We start from the raw sequence: 26,919 nt of genomic DNA, 5'->3' as shown, positions 1-26,919 counted from the left end.
TTAATGTCCTCCATGGCTATGCGATTTGGCAGCGAAATGGTCGAGCCAAAAGTCATGCTGAGTTTCGCAGTGCCACTCGGGTTGCTCTTTTTTATACGCGTCTTGTTCGCCTTGCTTCGCGGCATCGCCTGCTGCAAGAACTTTCTGAATAAGCGCTTGTTTCTCTTGTTTAACTTGGGCTTGACGTTGTTTATCAAGTTCACGGTCAAAGAACTTACGACCGTTAATCCACGTCTGTTGCGCCTGCGCGTAGCTGCTCAATGGGTAATGATTCCAAAGCACAAAGTCCGCATCTTTACCTTTCTCGATACTGCCCACGTACTGATCGACCTTGAGCTGCTTCGCTGGATTAATGGTGATCATTTTCAGCGCTTCGTGCGGTTCCATTCCACAATAACGCACCGATTTAGCCGCCTCGGTATTCAAGCGACGTTGCAGATCTTCACTATCCGAATTGATGCTAGTAAGTACACCACGATCATGCATTAAGCACGCGTTTTGTGGAATCGCATCATAGACCTCAAACTTGTATGCCCACCAGTCGGCAAAGGTCGAACCTGACGCCCCATGCGCGGCCATTTCATCAGCCACCTTGTAGCCTTCGAGAATATGAGTGAACGTATCCAAGGTAAAGCCAAAGTCCTCGGCGACCTGCATCAGCATCAAAATCTCCGATGCGACGTAGGAATGCGCGTGAACAAAACGCTCAGAATTCATGATTTCAATCAGTGCATCTAAACGATAGTCAGGACGTGGCGGTGCGGCTTTACGTTTCTCCGCAGCACTCAAGCGATCGTATTCACGTTTACGCTCTTGGTATTCCAGTGCGGCTTGGAAGCCATCGCGAATGATAGTTTCAACGCCCATTCGTGTTTGCGGATAACGAATCGTCATATCATCGCCCCAGTTGCTCTGCTTCACGTTTTCACCCAAAGCGAACTTGATAGAGGCGGGTGCTGCGTCAAACTTCATCACATCACCTGTGGCGCCCCAACGCAATTTAATGACTTGCGCTTGGCCACCAATCGGGTTAGCAGAGCCGTGTAGTAGCTGTGCCATAGTCGTACCACCGGCAAGCGAGCGATAAATATGAATATCATCAGAATTTATCACATCACCAATGCGAACTTCTGAAGTCACCGCTTCTGAACCTTCGTTCACCCCTTGGTCGATGGCAATGTGCGAGTGTTCGTCAATGATACCCGGCGTTAGATGCATACCGGTACCATCGATTTCACGAACACCGCTTGGCGTGCTGAGGTTTTTGCCGACTGCAGCAAAGTTACCGTCACGAACCAACACATCGGTATTTTCTAATATACCTTGATCGGTTGCGGTCCAGACAGTTGCGTTTTTAATCAACACATCTTCACGCTCGGGTAGGCCTTTTTGCCCATAGGCAACGTTCGGGAACGTTAATTCGCTGACGAACGTCGGCTCTGCTTGTTCTGCTGTCTGTTCATCTTTGTCCGTTGCTTGATAGTTCAACGCTAACCGTTGTTCGCTACCACTTGGCGCCACAGCGACTAACTCAGCTGCATTCTGCGCTGTCTGCATCAACTTAAAGCGCCACGTGCCTGACTCACCGGCGACATCAAGATCAGCCACAAAAGACAGTTGGTCAATACCCGAATCAAGATGACGTAACTTACTACTTTGATCGCCTAACTTAACTTCGCCCGAGAAACTTGGTTGAGCCGTCACGCTCAGCGTTAAAGAGTTACCTGACCAGTCAGTCGTATATTCACCCGCAAAATCCACTTGTTCACGAGGAATCAAATCAATTTCTTGACCTTGTGTCCAAACCGACTGGATCACGCCGTCTTTGAACAAATCACCTTTAGCCATAACAAAGTCGGCCATGTAGCCTTGTTGCAACTTACCTGCTTTATCTTCGATTCCCGCAATTTTGGCAGGGATGGTGGTCAGTGCGGCTAACGCTTGCCGTTCGGTTAAGCCGTTTTCGATGGCTTTCTTTACATTAGGCCAAAATTGATCGGCTTTATCTAAGCCGTACAACGTCAATGCAAAGTCAACGCCGGCGTTGGCTAACATACCAGGGTTGGCGGGTGCGCGTTCCCAGTGGCGGAGTTTCGCAAGATCAACATCAAGGTAAGCATCTACGCCTGAGACGTCTGGCGCTGCGGGGAAGTTGACTGGCACAATCAGATCAGAATCCGTTGCCTTCACTTGTTCTAAGCGCGCGTATTCGTAGCCTGAGGCTAGGTAGATCGCAGGCACATTGAACTGATCAAATACCTTATCAGCGCGTAATAGCGATTTTTCATCTTCGACTTTAAATACAATACCGGTTTGCTCGATGTTTTTTAGTGCATCAAGCGCAGCGTTGAACTCAACAGGTCCGTTATAGGCTTCTTTACCGTAAGCTTTTTCGTACCACTGTGCGTCTGAGAGCGTTTGCCGTACCAACGCAATGCTACCCATTAATGAGGTGGGGTACTGTTGTTGCGACGTACCTTTATCGAATGAGCCAAACTGACGCGTCGTGGGCTGGTAGATCGTCTCGTTGGCGATTTTATCAGCCAGCGAAACGGCTGTTCCGTAGCCTTGTAAAATGCCATCTAAACGTGCCGTTTGAACGCTAGTGAAGCCGCTAGCAATCCATTTTTTAGCAGCATCTGGCGTGTTTTCGAACGCTGTATACCAATGCTGCTGGGCATGAATGGCGTCGTTTGCCGCATTGCCACCTTCACGGTGGTTATTATAAATCGGTGTTTCAGACCAATCCGGTTGAGAAGCTTGCTCAACACCATAATCGGTGTAAGCGTCGATGAACCCTGGATAGATATGATATCCCGTACCATCAATCACTTTTGCGCCTGCTGGTACTTTACCGTTCTTAGCGACAGAAACGATCTTACCGTTATTGATCACTAAGGTCGCATTAACGATAGATTGGCCAGGCTCGGTGGTAATGGTGGCATTCTGAATAGCAACGAGCGATGGTGTATTGTCGCGCATGCCATTAACGCGTGTCGTTTGATCGGCACTCACGGACGTTGCGAAAACGCTCGTAACCGCCAAAGCCAACGCGCTCAGCTGGTGCTTCGCATTCATGGTTGTTCCCCATTGGTTATTATTTTTTCGTGTAAAGAGTTAAACTCTGAGTGTAAAGTAAAACGTATGTAACACTAGCAACAAGACATAACAGATAGAATGTGCAATATTATCGTTAAATAATCTAGCGCAAAGGAACTCAAAAATGAAAGCAACAACTATTTCTGCTGTTTTAGCCGGTGTGATGTGCCTGAGCATGTCTTCATTTGCTCACGCTGACAAACACGCATTCAACGACGCCGAATCCGCGGTTAAATATCGCCAAAGCGCGTTATCGATTATGCGCGATAACTTTGCAGCGATGGCTGCAATGGTAAAAGGTGAGGAACCTTATGACGCCGCCGTATTCAGTAACCGAGCAAGCGACTTCGCGCGCCTTACTCATATCCCATGGGACGGTTTTGCAGTTGAAGGTGCGATGCCAGGTGATGACACCGACGCATTACCCGCCATTTGGGATAACTGGGAAGACTTTGAATCACGCGCAAACCAGCTCATTACTGATGCGGATAGTCTGGTCGATGCAGCGGCGTCAGGATCGATGGATGAGATTAAGCCTGCTTTCATGGCAGCAGCGAAGAACTGCAAAGGTTGCCACGACCAATATAAAGATTAAGTTGTTACGGGTGATGCTGTTAAAGCAGCATCACCAAGATAAACCACACCGCAAGCGCGATCACCAAGCCTTGCCACCCAGATTTTAACATTGGCACTTTACTAGCCGTGTATCGATACCCTGTAATCATCGCTCCCAGTAGGCGGTATCCGAGTACGCGGTAAAGCAAAACAGCCAGAACATGCAATGCCACCAACCCCAAAATCACATTAAACTGCGTTTTGTGCCAGTCCGTCAAAAAGTCCGCAACATCGGACGATACCCAGTCATTCAGTGGACCTGAAAACAGGATTCCATCAGTCGCGAAGAGTCCGGTACCTATTTGAATCATCAATATCAGCAACAGTAGCAAAACCGAATAGGCCCCTGCCGGACTGTGTGTATTACCTGACTCATAGCGTTTGCTAAATAGCGCACCCAAATGACTCAGAACTCGTTTAGGTGAGCTGACAAACGCGCTAAAGCGAACATTTTCACTACCGAAAAAGCCCCATCCAACACGGGTGATTAACAGGGCTGCAAGCGCAATCGCAATATCCTGATGCAGATCCATTCGCCCTTCTTCACCGGTCCACCATAGGCCTGCAACGGCCGCGACCATTAGCCAATGATAAATACGGATAAAGCTATCCCAGATTTTAATGCGCTGACGCTTCTCGTTCACAGATCATCTCCTGACTAGGCAAATCTTACGTTCAGTGCTAGGGTAAAACGAAACGCTTAAGAACGGTAGTATCATAAGGACGTAAAACATGAATATCTTAATCGCTGATGATGACTTTATCAGCACAGAAGTACTGAAAGCGATGCTCACGCAGTATGCGGAAAATCTTTATCACGCAGAAAATGGTGGACAGGCGCTGCAAGTCGCGCAGCAACATGCGATTGATATTTTCTTTATCGACTACGAAATGCCTGATATGAACGGTGATGAGGTAGCGCGTCGTCTACGTACGGAGTCTCGTTATGCCGAAACGCCAATTATTGCCATTACGAGTCACCAAAGTGCGACCGAAATGGAAGCTTGCCGAGAAGCAGGGATGGATGCAACATTGCATAAACCCGCTTCTCCAGACGCGCTAGCCGAACTTATGAGCCAGTATCAAGCGAGCCGGTAGTGGCTCCTCTAAAGCGCTGGTCATCCGATAACTGGACGAGCGCTTCACTTTCTTGCAGAAACTGTTCTGCAAATTCGCCAAAATACCCATTCACTTGCTGAAATGTTTCGACGAAGTTCGCTTTATCCCCCCGCTCCAACATCGCCAAAATGTTTTGAAAGCGCGCTAAATAACGCTTAATGACTCCGAATTGTTCTGGGTGAGACTGAATAATATCAGCGTACAACTCAGCATTTTGAGCAAATAGACGTCCAACCATCATCAGTTCCATCCGATAGATGGGTGAGCTCAATTGTAGCAGTTGCGCGATATCCGCTTGTTCTTCTGCCATGTGCGCGCCATAAACAAAGGTACTCAAATGGCGCATCACCTGAATCCAGCCCATGCTGCTATCATGCGCTTGTGCTTTAACCCATTCGACGTGCGCCCCCCAATTCGTTAATTGCGCAATAAGCCATTGATAGGCTTCCGCCCCACGTCCTTCACAAGCGACCACCAACTGTTTAGCGAGGTTAGGCACTGACGGACCAAACATCGGATGCAAACCAACTACAGGTCCCTCATGTTGCGCTAACATTCGCTGCAGAGGTTGATGCTTAATGCTGGTCAAATCTGCCAACACACAGTCATTGGGCAATTGCGGAAGTTCACTGATAACTTGATTGGTCACGTTAACCGGAACAGCGATAATAACCAGTTGCGGCTCAAATTGAGCAATGTCACTTAACGCATCTCCTTTGTCGATCACTTCAACAACGTAACCGGTTTGTTTAAACAGACGACAAAAAAGGCCACCCAAACGACCACGTCCACCGACAATAACGACTGGTCGTTCCAAATCACACGAGGTAGGTGTCGCTTGCGCGGTTTGTGTACGATATGACTCGCGAATAATACGGCGCAATACATCCTCTATTAGATCGGGGCTGAGTTCCATCTGCTCAGCTTGCTGACGCCGCGCAGAAATCATCTGCTGTTCACGTTCCGGGACATAGAGCGGTGCTTGAAGGTGGCGTTTCACATCACCCACTTGTTTAGTTAATTCAGAGCGTTGTTTTATTAACTCAATCAGTTGAGCATCGGTGTTATCAATCGCTTGACGCAATTGCTCTAATTGCTGCTTGGCATCGTTATTCATGCGCGTTTCTCACTTCCCCGGCTACGACTTGGTAATACGCTGGTATGCGACCTGTATTGCTTGCATCTCGCTCACTGAGCCCCCTTTATCAGGATGGCATTGATGTACCCGTTTGCGATACTGACGTTTGACTTCGCCCATATCCGAAGTGGGCGCTAGCTCAAGCTGTTGCCACGCTTCATCAAGTGCCATACTTTGACGCTTACGCGTCGAGCCAGCCATACGAGACCAAAAATCATTTAAAAGTTGTTCCACATCCTGTTGTGTTGTTTCAGTAAAGTTGGACCAATCTAAGTAATAGTTCGCTAGTGGGTCTTGCGCTTGCAGCTCAGTCACATGTGCTGCGTTGTCTAGACCCGTTGAGCGCGGCGTTGCCTTTATTTCAAGCGTATAAATCTCAAGTTCCGTATGCTTATGCCATTCTTGACGGATAAGATACAGACAGTGAAACAGAATGAAGTGCGTTTCGAATAGTGCCTGAGTGTCCGATAGTGCTTGATCGTCAAAAATAACGTAAGGCTCGGCTTTGAGCGCTTGGATTAACTCGTACTCGGTCCAACGTGATTGTTTATTAAGCAGTTCTTCTAACGCTGCTTTTAGTATTTGAATCGATGCTTGCATGGAATCAGTCTAGCACAAACAAAAAAAAGCCCGGCAACTGAATTGCCGGGCTTTTTCTGCATCGAATGCTGCTTACAGCTTCTCGCGGATACGTGCAGACTTGCCCGAACGCTCGCGTAGATAGTAAAGCTTAGCACGACGTACTGCACCACGACGCTTAACAGTGATGCTGTCGACCAGTGGGCTGTGCGTTTGGAAAGTACGCTCTACGCCTTCACCGCTAGATACTTTACGAACAGTGAATGCAGAGTGCAAACCACGGTTACGAACACGGATAACAACGCCTTCAAACGCCTGAAGACGCTCACGGTTACCCTCAACTACTTTTACATTTACACTAACCGTATCGCCTGGAGCGAATGCCGGTAAATCTTTCTTCATTTGCTCTTCTTCAAGAGCCTTAATGATGTTCTGGCTTACTTTTGCCATGGTATATCTCCTTTCCTAGATAAACTGTACGTTAGTCTTCGGACTCTTGTTGTTGAATAAACTCATTCAGCAACTGTTCCTGCTCGTCAGTCAGAGCTAGGCGATTAATTAACTCTTTGCGTTGCAACCAGGTTTTACCCAGAGCTTGTTGCAAGCGCCACTGTCGAATTTTTTCGTGGTTCCCGCTCAAAAGAACAGTCGGAACCTGCTGACCATTATATGTTTCAGGCCGCGTGTAATGTGGGCAATCCAGTAACCCATTGGCGAATGAATCTTCGGCTGCCGAATCTTGGTGACCTAGGACACCAGGTACCATTCGAGCCACCGCATCGATAAGCACCATTGCTGGTAACTCACCGCCACTGAGAACGTAATCACCGATTGACCATTCTGCATCAACATATTGGTCAATTACACGCTGATCAATGCCTTCATAACGACCAGCGATCAGTATCATGCGATCATTTTGCGCTAATTGCGTCACGCCACCATGATCGAGTGTCTGCCCTTGCGGTGATAAGTAGATAACCGGTGTATCTTCACCCAACGCCGCTTTAGCTGCTTTAATTGCATCGACTAAAGGTTGCACCATCATTAACATCCCAGGACCACCGCCATATGGGCGATCATCAACTGTGCGATGTTTATCATGAGTAAAATCGCGTGGGTTCCATACCGAAACCGTTAGCAAACCTTCCTTGATAGCTCGACGTGTCACACCATGTTCAGTGATTGCCGAAAACATATCTGGAAACAAACTAATGACACCAATGTGCATTGTTTGCCTCAAAAGTCAGCGGGCCAGTCCACCTGAATTTGCTGCTTCTCGTTGTCCACGTCCAGTACATACTGGCTTTGCACAAACGGAATCAGTCGCTCAGACTTTCCAAACGCATCATTTGAGTTTGCCGTCACGACCAATACATCATTGGCTGCGGTCGGCATGATTTGCTCTACTACACCCATATCGTAGCCTTGCATATTTACTACACGTAATCCGATAAGATCACGCCAGTAAAATTCGTCATCAGCTAACTCAGGCAATTTCTCTGCGTTAATGCAAATGCTCAAACCGGTTTTTGTCGCTGCTAATTCGCGGTCATTGATGCCCTCTAACTGAGCAATAAGCCCGTTGTTATGACGACGCCACTGAACCACATTAACGACTTCTTCCGTCGTTTGGCGAGCTGCATTCCCCTGCAGAGTCCAAGGGGTATAATCAAAGATATCTTCAGGGTTCTCTGTAAATGACTGAATTTTCAACCATCCTTTGACACCGTAGACGGCACCGATGTGGCCCACGACTAATGCGTCTGATGTTTGTTTCGTCATTACTTCGCTCCCTACTGCCTAGTTAATTACGCCGCTGCGCGCGCGTCTTTAACCAAACGTGCTACACGCTCAGAAAGCGATGCACCTTGAGATACCCAGTGTTCGATACGATCTAAGTCAACACGAAGACGCTCTTCTTGACCACGAGCTACCGGGTTAAAGAAGCCTACGTTCTCGATGAAACGACCGTCGCGAGCGTTGCGACTGTCTGCGACTACCATTTGGTAGAAGGGGCGTTTTTTAGCGCCACCACGTTGTAAACGAATGGTTACCATTGCGTTCCTCAATTTTTCTGTGTAAATGTAAAACGTAATTGCTATAAACAGCAAAGCCCTCCGATAGGTTCGGAAGGCTCGGCAATTCTACTGATTTTTACAATAAATGCAAGCTTATCGGGCGATAAAGGCGAGGTTCGGATTAACGACCTCCAAACATCCCTGGCGGTAGTTTGCCGCCCATGCCACGCATCATTTTTTGCATGCCACCACCTTTCATCTTCTTCATCATCTTTTGCATTTGCTGGAACTGTTTCAAGAGCTTATTGACATCTTGCACCTGAGTGCCAGAACCTGCCGCAATTCGACGCTTGCGCGATCCCTTGATGACGTCTGGATGTTGACGCTCTTTAGGTGTCATCGAGTTAATGATGGCTTCCATGCGCAAGGTCATTTTGTCATCCATTTGCCCCTTGATTTGGTCGGTCATTTTGCCCATGCCCGGCATTTTTGCCATCAACCCCATCATTCCGCCCATTTCACGCATCTGAGCTAACTGATCACGAAAGTCTTCAAGCGAAAACTGACCCTTCTTCATCACCTTGCGAGCAACCTTTTCGGCCTTCTCGCGGTCAACTTTTTGCTCGACCTCTTCCACCAGCGACAAAATATCGCCCATGCCGAGAATACGTGATGCAACACGGTCTGGGTGGAAAGGCTCAAGGGCATCGGTTTTTTCGCCAACACCTAAAAACTTGATGGGCTTGCCAGTAATGTGACGAATTGATAACGCTGCACCGCCCCGCGCATCACCGTCGGTCTTGGTCAAGATAACCCCGGTCAATGGCAGTGCCTCGTTAAACGCTTTCGCCGTATTTGCAGCGTCTTGACCTGTCATTGAGTCAACAACGAAGAGTGTCTCAACCGGCTTGATCTCGGTATGTAGATGCTGAATTTCCTGCATCATGTCTTCGTCGATCGTTAGGCGACCAGCGGTATCCACGAGCACCACATCAACAAATTGCTTTTTAGCCTCCGCAATCGCACCTTGGGCAATTTCAACCGGGCTCTGTGCTGTTGTCGATGGGAAAAACGATACATCCACTTGCTCAGCCAAGGTCTCAAGCTGTTTAATCGCCGCCGGACGATAGATGTCCGCACTGACCACCATGACTTTTTTCTTCTGGCGCTCTTTAAGGTATTTAGCCAACTTACCGACTGACGTTGTTTTACCGGCACCTTGCAAACCCGCCATCAAAATAACCGCTGGCGGTTGCGTGCTTAAATCAAGCGGTACGTTAGCTTCGCCCATCGCGGCTTCAAGCTCTGATTGAACGATTTTAACAAACACTTGGCCTGGCGTTAGGCTCTTGTTGACCTCGGTGCCTACCGCACGCTCTTTTACTTTGCCAATAAATTCCTTCACGACAGGCAAGGCAACGTCAGCCTCAAGTAACGCCATACGCACTTCGCGCAACGTTGACTTGATATTGTCTTCTGTCAGACGGCCTTTGCCGCCAATGCTTCGCAACGTCTGGGTGAGACGTTCGCTTAAATTCTCAAACATAACCGCGATCTCTTCTGTTGTCGCAAAACGAGCTAATTTATATTATGGGGATAGTATATCTGAAAACCAACAAAGTTTCGCCCTTAGAGCGCTTGGGTTTAATTAATCAAGGGCGTATACTCATTCGTAATTCAGTTAATCTAGGGAAGCAAACGCAGTGCTTATTTCCGCATTACTCAGTGCGACACTCGTGCTTTACGTCGCCAGTGCGCTATTTATGCTGCAACAGGTTTTCAAACCGCGTTCTTCGCTGACGGCAATCAGTTTGGTTACAGCAGTGATCGCATTGGTGTGTCACGGTGGATTAATTTATTTGCGTTTAGCCAGCGATGAATTCGATCACTTGAACGTATCCTCTAGTTTATCCATCGTTGCATGGTTGATCGCGTTACTTTCGCTCTTTCGCGTCCAGCAATCTAACAGTTTGTTACTTAAACCGGTCATCTACTTATTTGCGGCGCTATCAGCCTTGCTGCTGGTATTAACGCCTGCCGATCTAGGCGCCTATATTGGCTTTGGTCATGGTCTCGTCATTCATATTGTGCTTTCGCTGGTCGCCTACGGTGTACTCGCGTTAGCCACGTTGTATGCGATCCAAGCAAGTTACATCAATTACTTACTTAAGACTAAAAAGACGAGCGGGCTATTTAAGCAACTCCCACCATTGATGAATATTGAACGCTATTTCTTTAGGCTGCTATCAGCGGGTACGTTACTGTTAATATTAGCAATAGCTTCCGGTTTTGCTTTTTTAGATGACATGTTCGCTCAAAACCAAGCTCACAAGACGATTCTCGCAATGGCTGCCGCTTTGGTTTATATCATCACCTACCTAACCCACAAAGCGACTGGTCTGCGCGGTAAACCGGTTATGGTATTAAGTATCTTGGGTACGGTTTTATTAACACTCGGCTATTTTGGTAGCCGCTTTGTCAAAGATATCATTCTCAGCTAAGTCAAAGCTTGACTTAATGGCTGAAAACACTAAATTGTCAGATTCGTAACGACTAAGAGGATAGTAAGTTTGGACGATATATCGACGAGTATGTTACTCGTAATACTCGTAGTTCTCATCGCTCTCTCTGCATATTTTTCCGGCTCTGAAACGGGCATGATGTCGATTAACCGCTATCGGTTGCGCCATCTAGTGCAAAATAACCACCATGGTGCACGTCGAGTGCAGTTCCTGCTAGAACGCCCTGATCGCTTAATCGGTCTAATTCTGATTGGCAATAACTTGGTTAATATCGCGGCCTCCTCTATTGCCACCATTTTGTGTATTCGTTGGTTCGGTGATGCCGGTATTGTTATCGCCACGCTCGGCCTTACTTTGATAATCCTAATTTTTGCCGAAGTCACGCCTAAAACAATCGCGGCACTGCACCCGGAGCGTATCGCTTTTCCAAGCTCAATTATCCTACGCCCACTGTTGCTAGTAATGTACCCGTTTGTTACCAGTGTAAACTTCATTACCAACTCATTTATGCGACTGCTCGGTGTCGACCCTAAGCGGGCCCAAGTAGGCGACGCACTCAACTCAGATGAGTTGCGTGCCGTGGTGAATGAAGCAGGCAACATGATCCCAGCTTCTCACCAAGAAATGCTTGTCAGCATTTTGGATCTCGAAAAAGTCACGGTCGAGGATGTGATGATTCCGCGCAATGAAATTGTCGGAATCGATATCAACGACGAATGGTCACGAATCATTAAGAAAATTGAGCATGCACAACATACGCGAGTTTTGTTGTACCGTAATGATATTGATGATGCGGTCGGCTTTCTTCACGCCCGTGATGTCATGCGTTTGATGACCAAAAATCAATTTGAGGCCGACAAGGCGACGTTAGTGCGTGCTGCACGCGATATTTACTTTATCCCTGAAGGAACACCGCTCAACGTACAACTACTAAAGTTTCAACGTCGTAAAGAGCGCATTGGCCTCGTTGTTGATGAGTACGGAGATATTCAAGGCCTGGTCACGTTAGAAGACATTTTAGAAGAAATTGTCGGTGACTTTACTACCTCCATGGCGCCACAGCCGAGTGAAACCGCTGTTGCGCAGCCTGATGGTAGCTACTTAGTTGAGGGTGCTGCTAACCTGCGCGAGCTCAATAAGGAGATGAATTGGCAGTTTCCTACCGATGGACCCAAGACGCTTAGTGGATTAATCATTGAGCAGTTTGGTGATATCCCAAATGCCCGTCTCAGCTTACGTTTGGGCGGCTATCCTGTGGAACTCATTGAGGTGGGTGATACGATGATAAAACAGGTTCGCGTGCTACCTCAGCATTTTCAAGAACCTCGTTCAGCCAGCGGTGAATAATACCGCTGGCTATTAACTAGCGCTTACCAATCGAAAAATAAGTTATACAGCCAGCCGTGCTTAAGATCTTCTTCACAGGTTTTGAGCTGTGTAGCGTACCGCAACGAACGACTCTTTACTTGTTTCGATACTTTCACAAGCCACGGTTTACTAAGGTAAGATTTACGAGCATAACCGCCCCACCCTTCGTGATAGTTGAGGTATTGTGCGTAGGCATCCCATTTGGACACACCATTGATTTCATAGCTTTTATAAATAAACCAACCCATAAAGTCGATAGCATCTTCGAAGTCACTTCGACTCGCCCAGCCATTACCTGTTTCTCGCTGGTAATCTTCCCAAGTCATATCTTTAGCTTGCGAGTATCCGTAAGCACTACTCACTCGCCCCCAAGGTATAAAGCCAAGAAAGTAATAGCGAGGGGGTACCGCATCATGCCTAAAGGAACTCTCTTGATACATCATAGCCATCGGCACATGGATGGGCACGCCCCATCGTTCACGCACATCAGCGGCAGCATGATACCAATCATTATGTTCTTCAAAGATATCGCAGATATTCTCAGGGGATTGCGGAGGCGGTGTGGCACAGCCGCTTAACGCGCTTATCAAAACGGCTGAAGTAATAATCGAACTGCGCTTATAAATTTTTTTTTGCATGATTCTGAACTTTTTGATGACACACGTATCAGAGTAAACAGTTATGTTGTGTTCACCCCCTGAACTATTCGGCGCAGCGGTTTATCGTTGCGCCTTTTTCTTTTCTGGCGTAGCTCTTTTAATTAGCGTGTGGGTCGCCCCGAACATTTTGCCTTTTCGAAATAGTTACTCAAGAAGGTATCAAAATCAACCACGTTATCCGAAGCTTTACGTGCGATGAAGTCATCTTCCGAAGCGGCCTTCCACCGTGCGAAGTCATCTTCGCTAAACGTCTCATAGTCGGCTTCACTGAATAAACGCTTATATTTAAGCGCTAATTCCTTGCCCAAGCGGCTTGCATCCCAATCATTGCTGCGCAAGATTTCTAGAACCTGGCCTGACAAAGTCAACTCAGGATTCAATACGCACGGGTAAAGCGCCTCAACAGCGGCAACATAACCCGACTCAGAATGCGGCGAGTCGTCCATAATGCGGGCGAGCGCAGCCAGCTCTGCAAATAATTCCTCCAGCCAGTCGGTCATTAATCGATCGTGGCCATTTTGCCATAGGCTCAGCGAAGGATTACGACCTTGCATAACCGCTTTATTGAAGTTTTGATCGGTTTTCTGCTGTGCCTCCCAATCCATCGGGGCGCTCTCCGTCAGCAAACAATAAAGTAAGAACAGGTCAAGAAACTGAATTTGTTGCGCCGTAATACCCACCTCGCTAAACGGATTTACATCCAAAGCGCGGACTTCGATATACTCGACGCCACCGCGTTCGAGCGCTTGTGTCGGCGTTTCGCCACCTTTTGCGGTGCGCTTAGGTCGAATAGGCGAATAGAATTCATTCTCTATTTGCAGAATGTTGCTATTAAGCTGGTGATACTCACCGTTTTCTTTTACTCCAATCGACTTAAAATTCTCGGATGGCGTCGTGATTGCTCGACGCAAACCCGCCACGTAATCATCGAGATTGTTGTAGGTGATTTTTAGGCTTGCTTGTTCTTTGTTGGTATAACCCAGGTCACTCATTCGCAGCGATGTGCCGTAAGGCAAGTAGCATGTACCTTTACCCAGTTTAGCGAAGTCCCACTCGGTCAACTTATTTTCAGTTTGGGTCTGAGTAAAAAATGACTCACACAACGCCGGCGATGCGCCAAATAAAAATGGAATCACCCATGACAGTCGTTTGTAGTTCCGAATCAAAGCAAAATATTTTTCAGATCGAAAAGCCGCGTTATCCTCAGTGCCTTCGTCTTGAGCAAGTGCAGCCCAAAGCGCCTCAGGCACAGAGAAATTAAAATGAACGCCCGAGATAATCTGCATGGTTGCTCCATATCGGTGAGTCAGTCCCACACGATACAAAGACTTCATTCGACCTGAATGCGACTCACCAAATTTAGCCACACGGATATCGTTATCAGAACCGATATAACACGGCATACTCAATGGCCATAACAACTCGTCGCCCAAGGCTTTGAAGGTATGGGTATGAATATCTTTCAATTGCGATAAGGTGGTGCGAATAGATTCAGCCACCGGAGTAATAAACTCGAGTAAATTTTCCGAGTAATCCGTCGTAATGGTGTCGTGCGTTAACGTCTTTCCCAACGCTTCGGGATGATCCGTCGGCGCAAGTGTGCCGTTCTCTAATACACGCAAAGCCTCACGTTCGATGCCACGGTGGATACCTTCCCAAATGGCGCTTGAGTGACTTTCTGTGAGTTCGGTGATTTTTCGTTCGAATTGAGTTTGCAAAAGGGACTCCGATACTACCTTTTCTGACGCGTGCGGTTAGCTTACTTAGATTTGCTTCGCACGTCCATGATTGGCTTAATAAACTTGGCGTTACGCGTGTGTCGTGGCACACTTAGAGGGCACCCATTTTCTTTCACAGCGTTTTGGCAAGTGACGAATGACAACATTCTGGACACGGTTTCAAATTGGCTTTATTGCCTTTCAACTTATTAGCATCATCAGTTACCTGATTTTACCCGCGCCGTTAAGTGATTACATATTACTGACTTCAGTTACGGTTGGATTAATTGCAGGTATTGTCATCTTTACTTGGACCCGGCAAACCTCGCTGACATCCCCACTGCGCCAACCATTTCTAACCGCCAGCTCGCAACAATTATTGCAGCAAGTATTCAATGATTTGCCGACACGGGTCTATTGGCGCAACAGCGACCTAGAATATCTCGGGGGTAATGACGCGTTTTTGCGCGATATTCAGTGCAGCACTGAAGCGCTTGAAGGCAAACGTGACGAACAACTGACCTGGTTGGCAAAAAACCCTATATTACAGGAGCGCGACCGCCTCACACTCGAACATGGCTTAGCTTCCTGCAATGCCGAGATTGAGCTTAACTTGGCGAATAACACACGCTACATCGAGCACTCAAGTGTTCCACTTTACGACGACCAAAAGAATGTCATTGGCATCATCGGTAGCTATTACGATATTTCGTCAATCAAGTCGGTCGCTGAGCAAATGGAACAAGCAAAAGAGGCGGCTGAGCAAGCCAACGTTGCTAAAGGCGAATTCCTCGCCAATATGAGCCACGAAATTCGCACGCCGATTAATGCGATTGTCGGGATGGCCAATCTGTGCTTAAAAACACAATTATCCGAAAAGCAAAAACGCTACATCAAAGTCATCGACTCATCGTCACAAGCCCTACTGGGGGTCATTAATGACATCCTCGATTTCTCCAAAATCGACGCCGGAAAATTAAGCATCGAGCGGATTCCATTCGATTTACAGGACGTGTTGACTTCGTTAGCCGATATGTTCGCTTATAAGGCGTATGATAAGGATCTCGAATTTATTATTAACCTGCCCGCGAATATCCCAACGCGCCTGTTCGGCGACCCATTACGGCTCAACCAAGTACTGGTTAACTTGGTCAGTAATGCGATCAAATTTACTGAAGACGGTGAGATCAACGTCGCTGTCACCTTACTTGATAAAAATGACGATAAAGTCTGGTTGCGTATATCGGTCACTGATACGGGTATCGGTATGGATGAAGAACAACGCGCTAATCTGTTTAAGGCCTTTACACAAGCAGACTCTTCTACCACTCGTAAATACGGTGGCACCGGTCTTGGCTTAGCCATATCACGACGTTTGATTCAACTCATGGGGGGAGATATTGGCGTTACCAGTGGTGTAGGTCAGGGTTCAACATTTTACATTGAACTCACGCTGCCAATGCAACCTCAGCAAGATGATTCTCACCACCAGTATCTGATACAAAAATTACGGGGTAAACGTGTGCTCGCCATCGATGATAATTTGAGCACGCGCGAAATGATTCAAGAGATGCTGCGAAGCTATCAAGTCGACGTACGGGTGTGCCGTACTGCAGAACAAGCACTGGATATCTTACGCGAAGATGACATACCTTATGACGTACTACTTGTAGATTGGCGACTCCCAGGTATGGATGGGTTATCGTTGTGTCAGAAAGTGAGTCAGTCACTGGCTGATGAGGCGCCCAAAATGATCTTAGCCACGGGCTATTATGCAGAGGAAATGAGTGAGCAAGCTGCCGCGGCCGGTATTTCCGATATTCTTTCGAAGCCATTTACAGCAACGACATTGGGCCATAGTTTAGCAACCACATTGTATAAGCGCGAAGATATAACCGCAGCCAATGAATTACCGTCAACCAACCTGCCAGACGCGATCAAAGGCGCACCGATTTTATTGGTCGAAGATAACGAAATTAACCAACAGGTTGCGCTCGAGCTCCTCAAAAGCCAAGGTTTTAAGGTGGATATAGCAGAGCATGGTCAAGCCGCGCTCGATGCGATTGAACAGAAGCGTTATGCGTTAGTACTGATGGATATTCAAATGCCAGTAATGGATGGACTCACTGCCGCGAAAAAGATCCGCGCGCTTTACGACTACAAACAGCTCCCTATTCTCGCGATGACCGCTAATGCTATGAGTGGTGATGAGGAACGCTCACTATCGGCAGGCATGCAGGGGCATATCGCTAAGCCGATTGATGAAAAGCAGCTCTTAAAAGCGATCGTTAAATGGTGTGTGCCGGGACACTACGAGGATGACTCGAAACAGCAAGCTGAAGTTGAAGTAAAGACTGAGCCCAGCAACCCGAACGAAAAGAAAATTCGTTATCCGCAGGTTAAAGGAATCCAATTCGAACAAGCGCTGGCACGCCTGCAACATAACGTGCCATTGTACTTGAAGTTAGTTGAGCAGTTGTTTACTGAGTATCAAAATAGTGCCATGAAAGTTTCTGACTTCATCACTCGCGGACAACACGAAAGCGCGCGCCGCTATTTCCACTCACTGAAGGGTGCGGCGGGCAATTTGGGCTTAGAGGCGTTGCAATCTCGCGCAGCTGATTTGGAAAAGCACATGGCTGCAGGCAACATTGATAAGGTCGCGGATACCATTACCGGGCTTGAGAAATCCTTGAATCACGCTTACCAAGCGGCTAATGACCTTTCGGCGATCTATCAGCACCAACAACAGGAGCAGTCATGATCCGCTTTATATTCATTATTCCATTAGTGTTGAGTTTGCTCTGGATTGTCTACCTGAAAATGCATGGTTGGACGCTGAAGCAGGGCCAGAAAGGCTTTATCTATATTGCTATTATTAGTACGGTTATCGCACTATTTTATACGGTCATGATGTGGCTTACAGGCCGAGGCGGCCTGTAAGCCATCTAAGTCTGGCCTATTAAACCAACGCTAACAAAATCCCTGCCGCAACCGCAGAACCTAATACACCGGCAACATTGGGGCCCATCGCATGCATAAGCAAGAAGTTGCTTTGGTTTGAATCCAACCCTACCTTGTTAACCACTCGAGCCGCCATCGGCACGGCTGACACACCTGCCGCACCGATAAGAGGATTGATGGGGTCCTTGCTAAATTTACCCATCAATTTAGCCATTAAAATACCGCTCGCAGTACCGATGGCGAACGCTATGGCGCCTAAAATAAGGATACCCAAGGTTTGGAAACTCAAGAACTGTTCGGCTTGCAACTTCGATCCCACTGCCAAACCTAAGAAAATCGTCACAATATTGATCAGATCATTCTGCGTTGTCTTAGTGAGTCGCTCTACAACGCCTGACTCGCGCATCAAATTCCCTAAACAAAACATGCCTACCAGCGGCGTTGCACTCGGCAATAACAGCAAGGTCAGCAATATGACCGCCAGTGGAAAGAAAATCTTCTCACGGCGTCCTACGGGACGTAATTGCTTCATCTTAATCTGACGCTCTGACTCTGATGTTAACAAGCGCATAATAGGTGGTTGAATAATCGGTACCAATGCCATATACGAGTATGCTGCAACAGCAATCGCACCGAGTAAATCAGGCGCCAGTCGAGAAGCAAGGAAAATGGCAGTAGGCCCATCAGCACCACCAATAATTGAAATGGCCGCTGCATCTGCCATCGAGAACTCAATACCAGGCACCATATTCAGCGCAATTGCACCGAACAATGTTGCAAAGATACCAAACTGTGCAGCACCACCTAGTAACATCATTTTCGGGTTAGCAAGCAACGGACCAAAGTCGGTCAGAGCGCCAACGCCCATGAAAATAATAAGTGGGAACATGCCTGTATCAATACCCACTTTATAAACATAGTAAAGTACGCCCCCCGCCTCAGTGAAACCAGCAAGCGGGATATTGGCTAAAATGGCACCAAAGCCGATGGGTAGCAATAACAGTGGTTCAAACTTTTTAGCAATGGCTAAGAACAGTAAGATCCCACCGACGATGATCATCGCAGTTTGACCTACGGTAATCGCTGATAATCCGGTGGTTTGCCATAACAACGTAAGCTTATCCATGGATTACCCCAGCGTTACCAATTCATCGTCAACCGATACTGCATCGCCTTCTTTAACATGGACACTGCTGACAGTACCATCCTGCTCGGCTTTGATGTCGGTTTCCATTTTCATCGCTTCCATGACGATAAGCACATCACCCGCACTGACCTGATCGCCCTCGCTTACATTCACCTTAAATATATTTCCGGCCAAAGGCGCAACCACGGTGGTGCCTTCACCCGCAGGTGTGTTGTCATTGGAGCCGGACTGCGGAGCCGGTTTGACGGATTCCAGTTCGCCCGCAGCACTGACCGACACTTGATAAGTCTTACCATTGACTGCCACATCGTAATGCTCGGTTCCCCCTTGGACTGAACTGCCAGTGCTTGCACTCGAAGCTGCCTGCTTAGGTTTGTCAGTAGCTTGCGGTTTATCCGCAGATGGAGCAGGTTCAAATGCATCAGGGTTATCGCGGTTTTGTAAGAACTTAAGACCGATTTGCGGAAACAACGCATACGTAAGCACATCATCGACGACATTATCTGCCAGACGAATACCATCTGCTTTGGCCTTTTCATTAAGTTCTTGAGTCAGCTTGTCGAGCTCGTCATCAATTTGATCGGCAGGACGGCAGGTAATCGCCTCACCGCCTTCAAGTACACGTTGTTGTAACTCTTTATTGACTGGCGCAGCGGTGGCTCCATATTCGCCTTTTAATACCGCCGCGGTCTCTTTAGAGATATTGGCGTAGCGCTCCTTACTCAGCACGTTGAGTACCGCCTGCGTACCGACAATTTGTGAAGTGGGCGTAACTAATGGGATAAAGCCTAGATCCTCACGTACTTTCGGAATTTCTTCTAGCACTTGATCAAACTTATCCAGCGCGTTCTGCTCTTTCAGTTGGTTTTCCATATTAGTAAGCATACCGCCAGGCACTTGCGCCAATAAGATACGCGCATCGACCCCTTTTAGCGAGCCTTCAAACTGGGCATATTTTTTACGAACATCACGGAAATAACTCGCTATATCCTCAAGTTCAGTGAGTGACAAACCGGTATCACGGTCAGACCCTTCTGTCATCGCAACCAGCGTTTCGGTCGGCGAGTGTCCGTAAGTCATGCTCATCGGCGAAATAGCCGTATCCAGCATATCAATACCAGCGTCAATGGATTTTTGATAAGTCGCGACACTAAGACCGGTTGTCGCATGACACTGCATCGCGATTGGTAAATCGGTCTTTTCTTTTAATGCTGACACCAGTTCGAATGCATCATTGGGACGCAATAGGCCCGCCATATCTTTGATACATAACGAATCACAGCCAAGGTCTTCGAGTTCCTGTGCCATCTCCACCCATTTTTCCAACGTGTGCACCGGTGACACCGTATAAGACATGGTTCCTTGCGCATGGCCATCCACGTCTTTTGCCGCTTTAATCGCGGTCTTCAAATTACGCACGTCGTTCATCGCATCAAAAATACGGAACACGTCGACACCGTTTTCGCGCGCGCGCTCAACGAAGCGACGGACGACATCATCAGCGTAATGGCGGTAACCCAATAGATTCTGCCCCCGCAATAACATCTGCTGGCGGGTATTGGGCATAGCTTCTTTAAGTTTTCGAATGCGTTCCCAAGGATCTTCACCTAAATAACGAATACACGCGTCGAACGTGGCACCGCCCCACGACTCTACCGACCAAAATCCAATCTTATCGATTTTGTCAGCGATGGGTAGCATATCCTCGAGCCGGAGCCGCGTAGCTAATAACGACTGATGGGCGTCTCTAAATACAAGCTCTGTTAACTTAAGGGGCTTGCTCATATGGAATTCTCCTCGTTATTCGCGTTATTTTTTGCGTTGGGTACGGTAGGCGTGAACGGCTGCAGAGATGGCTGCCACAGTATCATCAGAAGGTTGATTGCCTGCTTTAGATTGCTTACGTGCGCTTCGCGGCGTCGGTTCATGGGCCGCGCCTTTAGGCAAGTATTTAGCCATCAACGTCATGACAAAAATCAAAAGCAGCAAAAAGGTGATGACTGAGGTCATACCCACCGCCATAATTTCCGCTGCACTAATAAATAACTCAGACACGACTACTCCTCGCGGATTTCCGTACAATTGTTATAAAAATATTAAATACCATGCTAACAGGCTTAGCAAGCGGATAAAGGGGGATATACTGACTATTCAGAATATAAATGAGTAGAAATGAAAAATAATTATTTATAAATCAACAGGATAAGAGACTGGAAATAAAAAAATAGCCAAACGGCTGGGACAATAACTTAATCAGTGAGATGACATGATATTCTAGGAAATGGCGCGCTCGGGAGGACTCGAACCTCCAACCGCCTGGTTCGTAGCCAGGTACTCTATCCAGTTGAGCTACGAGCGCGTATTGTGCAGTTTAAGCTGTATGAAACATGGCGCGCTCGGGAGGACTCGAACCTCCAACCGCCTGGTTCGTAGCCAGGTACTCTATCCAGTTGAGCTACGAGCGCAAACATTGTTTCAAGCAACGTTAAGTACATGGCGGAGAGGGAGGGATTCGAACCCTCGATAGGGCTACAAACCCTATACTCCCTTAGCAGGGGAGCGCCTTCAGCCACTCGGCCACCTCTCCCTAACGTTGTGGCGTGCATTCTAGCGAGACTGACAATAATGTCAATTGCTTTTTTCCGTTTTTGTGACCAAGCGTGGGATATTTAACCATCTCGATGGTTTTTTACTCAAAAGCCATCAAAAAAAGAAAAAGCCAGCATAAAGCTGGCTTTCATTTTGCGGAACAGTATACGAAAAAGCTATCCCTTATCAGGCTGCTCCTCATCGGTTTCGGACTGAATCCGCATATAAATTTCTTCACGATGAACAGAAACGTCTTTAGGTGCATTGACGCCGATCCTAACCTGATTTCCTTTAACACCTAACACTGTGACGGAAACATCGTCTCCAATCATCAGCGTTTCGCCTACTCGGCGAGTCAAAATTAACATACCTTACTCCTTAAAATACTGTTCCGCGTTCAGCTTGACTAAGAACGGTTCCTTGAACGTAAATATCTAAATTTACCTTTGAGTGTAACAAGTTATCTTTTCATTACACTATACCGACCATTATAAATTCAAGTTATTTTTTGAATGACTGCTCTAGCCAGCTGGTTGCAGTCGCTAAAGCTTCACTCAAGTGCTCAGGGTTTGAACCGCCCGCTTGGGCCATATCAGGACGTCCCCCGCCTTTACCACCAACTACATTGGCTGCTTGGTTAACTAAGTCACCTGCTTTAACAATGGACGTTAGATCCTTAGTCACACCCGCTATCAAACTTACTTTCGAGCCTTGGGCAGTTGCTAATAATACGATGCCAGAGCCTAATTGGTTCTTTAAATCATCGACTATTCCGCGAAGCGCTTTTGCCTCAGTGTCTTCAAGCTGAGCAACAATCACTTTGTGCCCACCTATTTCCACCGCTTGTTGGACTAGGCCACCACCGGCTTGTTGTGCTAGTTTTTGCTGTAACTGTTCAGCTTTACGCTCGAGTTCGCGGTATTTTCCTTGTAGTTGCTCTACTTTACCGATCAGACCGTTTTCATCTGTTTTAAACTCTGAGGTTAACTGATTCAATATTGCTTGTTGCTGCTCCATAAATTCGATTGCGGCAGCGCCGGTAACCACTTCTAAGCGACGTACACCCGATGCAATACCCGTTTCATGAATAATTCGGAATAAGCCAATATCGCCGGTTGCGGTTACGTGAGTGCCCCCGCAGAGCTCCATCGAGAAGTCGCCCATGCCTACGACACGAACATCATCGTCATACTTCTCACCGAACAGCGCCATCGCACCCGCTTTTTTCGCTTCATCGATATTCATCACTTGCGTTGTTAGTCGAACATTCTTACGAATCTGTTCATTAACGACACGCTCAAGCTCGGCAATTTGCTCTTTTGTAAGCGGCTCAAAATGAGCGAAGTCAAAACGCATACGTTCAGCTTCAACAAGCGAGCCTTTCTGTTGTACATGATCGCCCAGGATGTCGCGCAACGCAGCATGCAACAAATGAGTTGCCGAATGGTTACGGCGAATGTTATCGCGGCGTTCGGAATCAATTTCTGCCACAACGGCATCGCCTAGTTTTATCGTACAGTCGGCCTGACCATGATGCGCAATCGCTTTACCAATATATTGCGTATCTGTGACCTGGAAACGACCTTGATTGGCAATCAACACACCCGTGTCACCAACTTGGCCACCGCTCTCAGCATAAAATGGTGTATTGGCTAACACCACTACACCCTGCTGACCAGCCTCAAGTGACTCAACCGCTTTGCCATCATGAAACAGCTCGACCACAGTCGTTTGTGCCTTATCCTCAGTATACCCGTCAAAAACTGACTCCGTGGTGGCTTTTACTTGAGCGTTATAGTCGACACCGAACTGTGAAGCTTTCTGGGCGCGTTCCCGCTGCGCTTGCATCGCTGCATTAAAACCCTCCTCGTCAATGACGAGTTCATTTTCGCGCGCGATATCTGCGGTTAAATCCATCGGGAAGCCGTACGTATCATAAAGCTTGAACACCACCTCTCCGTTTAAGGTATTGCCAGAAAGCTGCTTAATCTCGTCATTAAGAATCGCTAAGCCGCGTTCAAGTGTTTTCTCAAACTGCTGCTCTTCGCGCTTCAACGCGTCTTCAATAATATGACGTTTTTCAACCAACTCAGGGTAGGCTTCGCCCATCAGCTTGACCAGTTCGTCAACCAGCTGATAGAAAAACGTTTGTTTAGCACCGAGTAAATTGCCGTGACGAACGGCTCGACGGATAATACGGCGTAGGACGTAACCTCTTCCTTCATTCGATGGCATGACACCATCGGCGATTAGAAACGAGCAAGAGCGAATGTGGTCAGCAATAACACGTAACGATTTGCTGCTTAAGTCACTGACGCCAATAATGTCTGCACTGCATTTGATGAGTGCTTGGAACGTATCGATTTCATAATTGCTATGGACACCTTGCAGGATAGCCGCAATGCGCTCTAATCCCATACCTGTATCGATCGATGGGTTGGGTAACGGCTCCATGGTACCATCCGCTTGGCGGTTATACTGCATGAAGACCAAGTTCCAAATTTCAATATAACGGTCACCGTCCTCTTCAGGCGTGCCAGGAGGCCCGCCCCACACTTCTGGACCATGATCATAAAAGACTTCCGAACAGGGGCCGCAAGGACCTGTATCACCCATCGACCAGAAGTTATCTTTAACGCCTATACGAGAAATGCGATCCTCAGGTACACCGATGTGCTTAGCCCAAATATCGTAGGCTTCATCATCTTCTTCAAATACGGTAACCCATAGCTTTTCGGCTGGAAGTTGCAATTCTTGGGTTAAAAAGTGCCACGCAAACTCAATTGCTTCAGTCTTAAAGTAGTCACCGAAGCTGAAGTTTCCAAGCATTTCAAAAAAAGTATGGTGACGCGCTGTATAACCGACATTTTCAAGGTCGTTATGTTTACCACCAGCGCGTAAGCAACGTTGTGCAGAGGTCGCTCGGGTGTAGTTTCGCTTGTCAGTACCTAAAAAAACGTCTTTAAAAGGCACCATACCCGCATTAGTGAATAATAATGTGGGGTCATTAGCGGGAATCATTGAGGCGGAGGGGACCCGTTGGTGACCTCTTTGCTCAAAAAACTGAATAAATTTTTCTCGAATTTCAGCGCTTGTAATGCTCATTAAACACCCTGTTTTTTACACGCATTTGCCATAATTTATGATCCCTTAGATTACCATGTGAAGGTTTTGATCACTAGTCATCATCATGCGCTTGTATTGCAAATTTGATTTGCTCTTGCGAAAAGCCACGTTGCATTAAAAATCGTGCCCGTTTAGCCCAATCTTTGCGGTCACTCGGTTGTGTCACACCGAACTTGCTTTGATAAACCTGCTGACAGAGCTCAAACCAATCCACTTCTAATCGTTGCAGAGCTTCCTCAACTAGTACTTTATCAACGCCACGCTGTTGCGTGGCCTGTGCCACGATTTTGGTGCGTCCTTGGCGCTGCATAACTTTTTCTCGCGCAAAGCTTTGAGCGAAGCGTTCATCACTTTGCCAACCCTCTTTTTGCATGCGATCAACGACCTGCTCAACGAGCGAACGCTCGAAACCGCGTTGGCTCAGTTTGTAAATTAATTCAAAACGACTATGCTCTCGCTTAGTTAATAGTTTAAAACATTTCTCTCTGAGCACCTGCTCATCATCATGTGAACTTTTCAAACTGTATTTACTCCAACGTACAACTGAATAGCAAAGGATAAGCTCTATGAAACCATTTTTTCCAACACGGAATTTTGTCATCGCCACCGCGTTGGCTTTTCTTGCCAGTATGTCATTCAATGCAACGGCGCAACCCCGCAATCCCGATCAAATCCGCGTCACGGGTGCCGCTTCCGCTTCTGCCGTTCCCGACCAAGTCAGTCTGCAGTTTAGCATCGAGCAACGTGGTGACAAATTAAGTGCGATGAAAGATCGAGTGGATCAGTCAACGCAAAAGTTATTGCGCGATTTAATGAAGCGAGATATTCCCGACCGTAATATTCGTTCATATCAATTACAGGTCTACCCTCAATATCAAAATGATGATGGCCAGACCAAACAAGATGGTTTTGTAGTGATGCGTGAAATATCAATCACGTTGCCAGACATCGAACAATACGACCAAATTGTCGATTTGGCGCTTGCGCAGGGCGTCACGCGGGTCAGTCAAGTTCGTTTCGAAGTCTCTAATCAAAAAGAGCTATATCAACGTGCATTGGCCGATGCATTCGCTGCGGCACGCGATAAGGCAACCCAGTTGGCTGGTGTCGCTGAACGCGAAGTCGGCTCGGTATTAGAAATTACCGAGCAGTCGTATCCGCGTCCGGTGGTATTTCATATGGCTGAAGCCCGCATGGACGCAAAGTCGGCGTCAATGCCAGGCGAACAGCAAATTGAGGCGCGTATTGAAGTGGTGTTTTCTCTTAAATAACAGGTAATGGAATATCGGCGGGCACCTGATGACTCACACAGTGTAGTCCGCCACCACCGAGCACCAATTCGCGTGCAGGATGACTTAAGACCTTCCGACCGCCGGCATGGTGCTGAATAATCTCTAACGCGTGTTGGTCTGTGGGTAGGTCAAATTGTGGTACCACAATGATCTTATCAGTGGCGATAAGATTGGTGTAGCTGCAGCAAATGGGTAACGTCATATCACGCACAAGACTGTTACTATCACTTATAATACCCGCTCTATCCTGCTCCATAGGCTGTTGCGGTAATGGTAATGGCAAGGCAACTTTAGTTATCGTTTGCGGAAGTTGTGCCACCGTGTGCGCTAGTTTCTGACACGTCGCATAATCTGGGTGGACCTGATCATCCGTTGTGCAATATAACAGCACATCCTCTGCAATAAACAATGCTAAGTTATCCATGTGCCCGCTGGTTTCATCAGCGCTGAGTTTACCGTCAAAAAAATATACTTCGAGTCCAGCTAAGTTCTGTTCGACGCGACGCGATAACTGCTTTTCAGTTAACTCGGGTTGACGAGATTTTAACGCCGCTAACCCCATCAAGGCGACCGCCCCATTATGGGTTAACATTCCCCCTTCACCAATTAATTTGGACACAGGGTAAAGATGTTCCGCAAATAACTGTTCAGGCAATTGGCTATCTTGTTCGATTGTCTGTTGCACATCGCCCCAGCCATCAAACTCCATCAATAATCCGCGCCATTGCCCTGAGTCTTCTTGATACCAGAGCGGCAGAATATCACGCATCCAAATATCATCGTAAGAAACGGTTTGTGGGGTTAACAAGCATATCGGATGGTATTGACGCAATAATTGAGCCAAGGATTCAATGCACTTGCGCGCTGGACGTGCAGATTGTCTCCACACGTCACGTCGGTAGGGTTGAGCCAGCACAATCTGCTGAGCTGAAGCGAAGTCAGGACGCCAATAAACCATAGTTAACT

Annotated in this window: 25 protein-coding genes and 3 tRNA genes; 7 read left to right on the top strand and 21 right to left on the bottom strand. The window is 47.4% G+C overall.

The window, feature by feature from the left end:
- Positions 1-3,078, bottom strand: coding sequence for an amidohydrolase family protein (locus tag BFR57_RS02010; RefSeq protein WP_071462391.1), 3,078 nt, complete (start codon positions 3,076-3,078; stop codon positions 1-3).
- Positions 3,079-3,223: 145 nt separating this feature from the next.
- Here BFR57_RS02010 and BFR57_RS02005 point away from each other — a divergent pair, with 145 nt between their 5' ends.
- Positions 3,224-3,694: a cytochrome c gene (locus tag BFR57_RS02005; protein ID WP_071462390.1), complete on the top strand. Its 471-nt coding sequence runs from the start codon at positions 3,224-3,226 to the stop codon at positions 3,692-3,694.
- A gap of 19 nt (positions 3,695-3,713) precedes the next feature.
- Here the strand turns inward: BFR57_RS02005 and BFR57_RS02000 are convergent, their stop codons facing one another.
- The gene (locus tag BFR57_RS02000) at positions 3,714-4,358 is read right to left on the bottom strand and encodes a cytochrome b/b6 domain-containing protein (RefSeq protein ID WP_083404993.1); all 645 of its coding nucleotides are present in this window, start codon (positions 4,356-4,358) and stop codon (positions 3,714-3,716) included.
- A gap of 88 nt (positions 4,359-4,446) precedes the next feature.
- On the opposite strand from BFR57_RS02000, the gene BFR57_RS01995 reads away from it, so the two are divergent.
- Positions 4,447-4,812: a response regulator gene (locus BFR57_RS01995; RefSeq protein WP_071462389.1), complete on the top strand. Its 366-nt coding sequence runs from the start codon at positions 4,447-4,449 to the stop codon at positions 4,810-4,812.
- On the opposite strand, the gene tyrA is transcribed toward BFR57_RS01995, so the two are convergent.
- The 7 genes from tyrA to ffh all read right to left on the bottom strand — a co-directional run bounded on the left by tyrA (position 4,784) and on the right by ffh (position 10,114).
- Entirely contained in the window at positions 4,784-5,950 is a 1,167-nt protein-coding gene (gene tyrA / locus BFR57_RS01990) for a bifunctional chorismate mutase/prephenate dehydrogenase (protein ID WP_071462388.1), read from the bottom strand. The two genes, BFR57_RS01995 and tyrA, sit on opposite strands and share 29 nt — an antisense overlap.
- A gap of 21 nt (positions 5,951-5,971) precedes the next feature.
- Complete coding sequence (locus BFR57_RS01985) at positions 5,972-6,571, bottom strand: DNA-J related domain-containing protein (protein ID WP_071462387.1); 600 nt, start codon at positions 6,569-6,571, stop codon at positions 5,972-5,974.
- Positions 6,572-6,643: 72 nt separating this feature from the next.
- Positions 6,644-7,000 carry a 50S ribosomal protein L19 gene (rplS, locus tag BFR57_RS01980; RefSeq protein ID WP_006956616.1) on the bottom strand — a complete coding sequence of 119 codons (357 nt, stop codon included), beginning with the start codon at positions 6,998-7,000 and terminating at the stop codon, positions 6,644-6,646.
- A gap of 31 nt (positions 7,001-7,031) precedes the next feature.
- Positions 7,032-7,778 carry a tRNA (guanosine(37)-N1)-methyltransferase TrmD gene (gene trmD / locus BFR57_RS01975; protein WP_071462386.1) on the bottom strand — a complete coding sequence of 249 codons (747 nt, stop codon included), beginning with the start codon at positions 7,776-7,778 and terminating at the stop codon, positions 7,032-7,034.
- 8 nt (positions 7,779-7,786) lie between these two features.
- Positions 7,787-8,332, bottom strand: a complete 546-nt coding sequence (gene rimM / locus BFR57_RS01970; RefSeq protein WP_071462385.1) for a ribosome maturation factor RimM — start codon at positions 8,330-8,332, stop codon at positions 7,787-7,789.
- 26 nt (positions 8,333-8,358) lie between these two features.
- Positions 8,359-8,607: a 30S ribosomal protein S16 gene (gene rpsP, locus BFR57_RS01965; protein WP_006956612.1), complete on the bottom strand. Its 249-nt coding sequence runs from the start codon at positions 8,605-8,607 to the stop codon at positions 8,359-8,361.
- A 142-nt stretch (positions 8,608-8,749) separates the two neighbouring features.
- Positions 8,750-10,114 (bottom strand): signal recognition particle protein, encoded by a 1,365-nt coding sequence (gene ffh / locus BFR57_RS01960; RefSeq protein WP_071462384.1) that lies wholly within the window; start codon positions 10,112-10,114, stop codon positions 8,750-8,752.
- 157 nt (positions 10,115-10,271) lie between these two features.
- On the opposite strand from ffh, the gene BFR57_RS01955 reads away from it, so the two are divergent.
- The gene (locus BFR57_RS01955; protein WP_083404992.1) at positions 10,272-11,069 is read left to right on the top strand and encodes an inner membrane protein YpjD; all 798 of its coding nucleotides are present in this window, start codon (positions 10,272-10,274) and stop codon (positions 11,067-11,069) included.
- Positions 11,070-11,138: 69 nt separating this feature from the next.
- Entirely contained in the window at positions 11,139-12,437 is a 1,299-nt protein-coding gene (locus BFR57_RS01950; protein WP_083404991.1) for a CNNM domain-containing protein, read from the top strand.
- Positions 12,438-12,460: 23 nt separating this feature from the next.
- Here the strand turns inward: BFR57_RS01950 and BFR57_RS01945 are convergent, their stop codons facing one another.
- Both BFR57_RS01945 and gshA read right to left on the bottom strand, forming a co-directional pair.
- Positions 12,461-13,096 (bottom strand): hypothetical protein, encoded by a 636-nt coding sequence (locus tag BFR57_RS01945; protein ID WP_071462382.1) that lies wholly within the window; start codon positions 13,094-13,096, stop codon positions 12,461-12,463.
- A gap of 122 nt (positions 13,097-13,218) precedes the next feature.
- Positions 13,219-14,835, bottom strand: coding sequence for a glutamate--cysteine ligase (gene gshA / locus BFR57_RS01940; RefSeq protein ID WP_071462381.1), 1,617 nt, complete (start codon positions 14,833-14,835; stop codon positions 13,219-13,221).
- Between the two features lie 157 nt (positions 14,836-14,992).
- Between gshA and BFR57_RS01935 the strand changes: the two genes are divergently transcribed.
- A complete protein-coding gene (locus BFR57_RS01935; RefSeq protein WP_071462380.1) occupies positions 14,993-17,599 on the top strand; it encodes a response regulator in 2,607 nt (868 codons plus the stop codon).
- Positions 17,596-17,778, top strand: a complete 183-nt coding sequence (locus tag BFR57_RS01930; protein WP_071462379.1) for a hypothetical protein — start codon at positions 17,596-17,598, stop codon at positions 17,776-17,778. The genes BFR57_RS01935 and BFR57_RS01930 overlap by 4 nt, the downstream gene beginning before the upstream one ends.
- Before the next feature lie 19 nt (positions 17,779-17,797).
- On the opposite strand, the gene BFR57_RS01925 is transcribed toward BFR57_RS01930, so the two are convergent.
- The 9 genes from BFR57_RS01925 to BFR57_RS01885 all read right to left on the bottom strand — a co-directional run bounded on the left by BFR57_RS01925 (position 17,798) and on the right by BFR57_RS01885 (position 25,181).
- The gene (locus tag BFR57_RS01925) at positions 17,798-18,925 is read right to left on the bottom strand and encodes a sodium ion-translocating decarboxylase subunit beta (RefSeq protein ID WP_071462378.1); all 1,128 of its coding nucleotides are present in this window, start codon (positions 18,923-18,925) and stop codon (positions 17,798-17,800) included.
- A 3-nt stretch (positions 18,926-18,928) separates the two neighbouring features.
- On the bottom strand, positions 18,929-20,731 hold the full coding sequence (gene oadA / locus BFR57_RS01920; RefSeq protein WP_071462377.1) for a sodium-extruding oxaloacetate decarboxylase subunit alpha: 1,803 nt from the start codon (positions 20,729-20,731) through the stop codon (positions 18,929-18,931).
- Positions 20,732-20,755: 24 nt separating this feature from the next.
- Entirely contained in the window at positions 20,756-21,001 is a 246-nt protein-coding gene (locus tag BFR57_RS01915) for an OadG family transporter subunit (protein ID WP_071462376.1), read from the bottom strand.
- 227 nt (positions 21,002-21,228) lie between these two features.
- Positions 21,229-21,305: transfer RNA gene (locus BFR57_RS01910), tRNA-Arg, on the bottom strand.
- Positions 21,306-21,334: 29 nt separating this feature from the next.
- Positions 21,335-21,411: transfer RNA gene (locus tag BFR57_RS01905), tRNA-Arg, on the bottom strand.
- A gap of 29 nt (positions 21,412-21,440) precedes the next feature.
- Positions 21,441-21,533, bottom strand: a tRNA-Ser gene (locus tag BFR57_RS01900).
- A gap of 178 nt (positions 21,534-21,711) precedes the next feature.
- Positions 21,712-21,903, bottom strand: coding sequence for a carbon storage regulator CsrA (gene csrA / locus BFR57_RS01895; protein ID WP_071462375.1), 192 nt, complete (start codon positions 21,901-21,903; stop codon positions 21,712-21,714).
- 133 nt (positions 21,904-22,036) lie between these two features.
- The gene (gene alaS / locus BFR57_RS01890; protein WP_071462374.1) at positions 22,037-24,640 is read right to left on the bottom strand and encodes an alanine--tRNA ligase; all 2,604 of its coding nucleotides are present in this window, start codon (positions 24,638-24,640) and stop codon (positions 22,037-22,039) included.
- Between the two features lie 73 nt (positions 24,641-24,713).
- Positions 24,714-25,181 (bottom strand): regulatory protein RecX, encoded by a 468-nt coding sequence (locus BFR57_RS01885; RefSeq protein WP_071462373.1) that lies wholly within the window; start codon positions 25,179-25,181, stop codon positions 24,714-24,716.
- 46 nt (positions 25,182-25,227) lie between these two features.
- On the opposite strand from BFR57_RS01885, the gene BFR57_RS01880 reads away from it, so the two are divergent.
- On the top strand, positions 25,228-25,932 hold the full coding sequence (locus tag BFR57_RS01880; protein WP_071462372.1) for an SIMPL domain-containing protein: 705 nt from the start codon (positions 25,228-25,230) through the stop codon (positions 25,930-25,932).
- Here the strand turns inward: BFR57_RS01880 and BFR57_RS01875 are convergent.
- Positions 25,925-26,911 (bottom strand): agmatine deiminase family protein, encoded by a 987-nt coding sequence (locus tag BFR57_RS01875; protein WP_071462371.1) that lies wholly within the window; start codon positions 26,909-26,911, stop codon positions 25,925-25,927. The genes BFR57_RS01880 and BFR57_RS01875 overlap by 8 nt on opposite strands.
- Positions 26,912-26,919: the final 8 nt, after the last annotated feature.

The sequence above is a fragment of the Idiomarina sp. MD25a genome (assembly GCF_001870515.1).
Lineage (GTDB): Bacteria > Pseudomonadota > Gammaproteobacteria > Enterobacterales > Alteromonadaceae > Idiomarina.
This window is presented reverse-complemented; position numbering and strand designations above follow the sequence as displayed.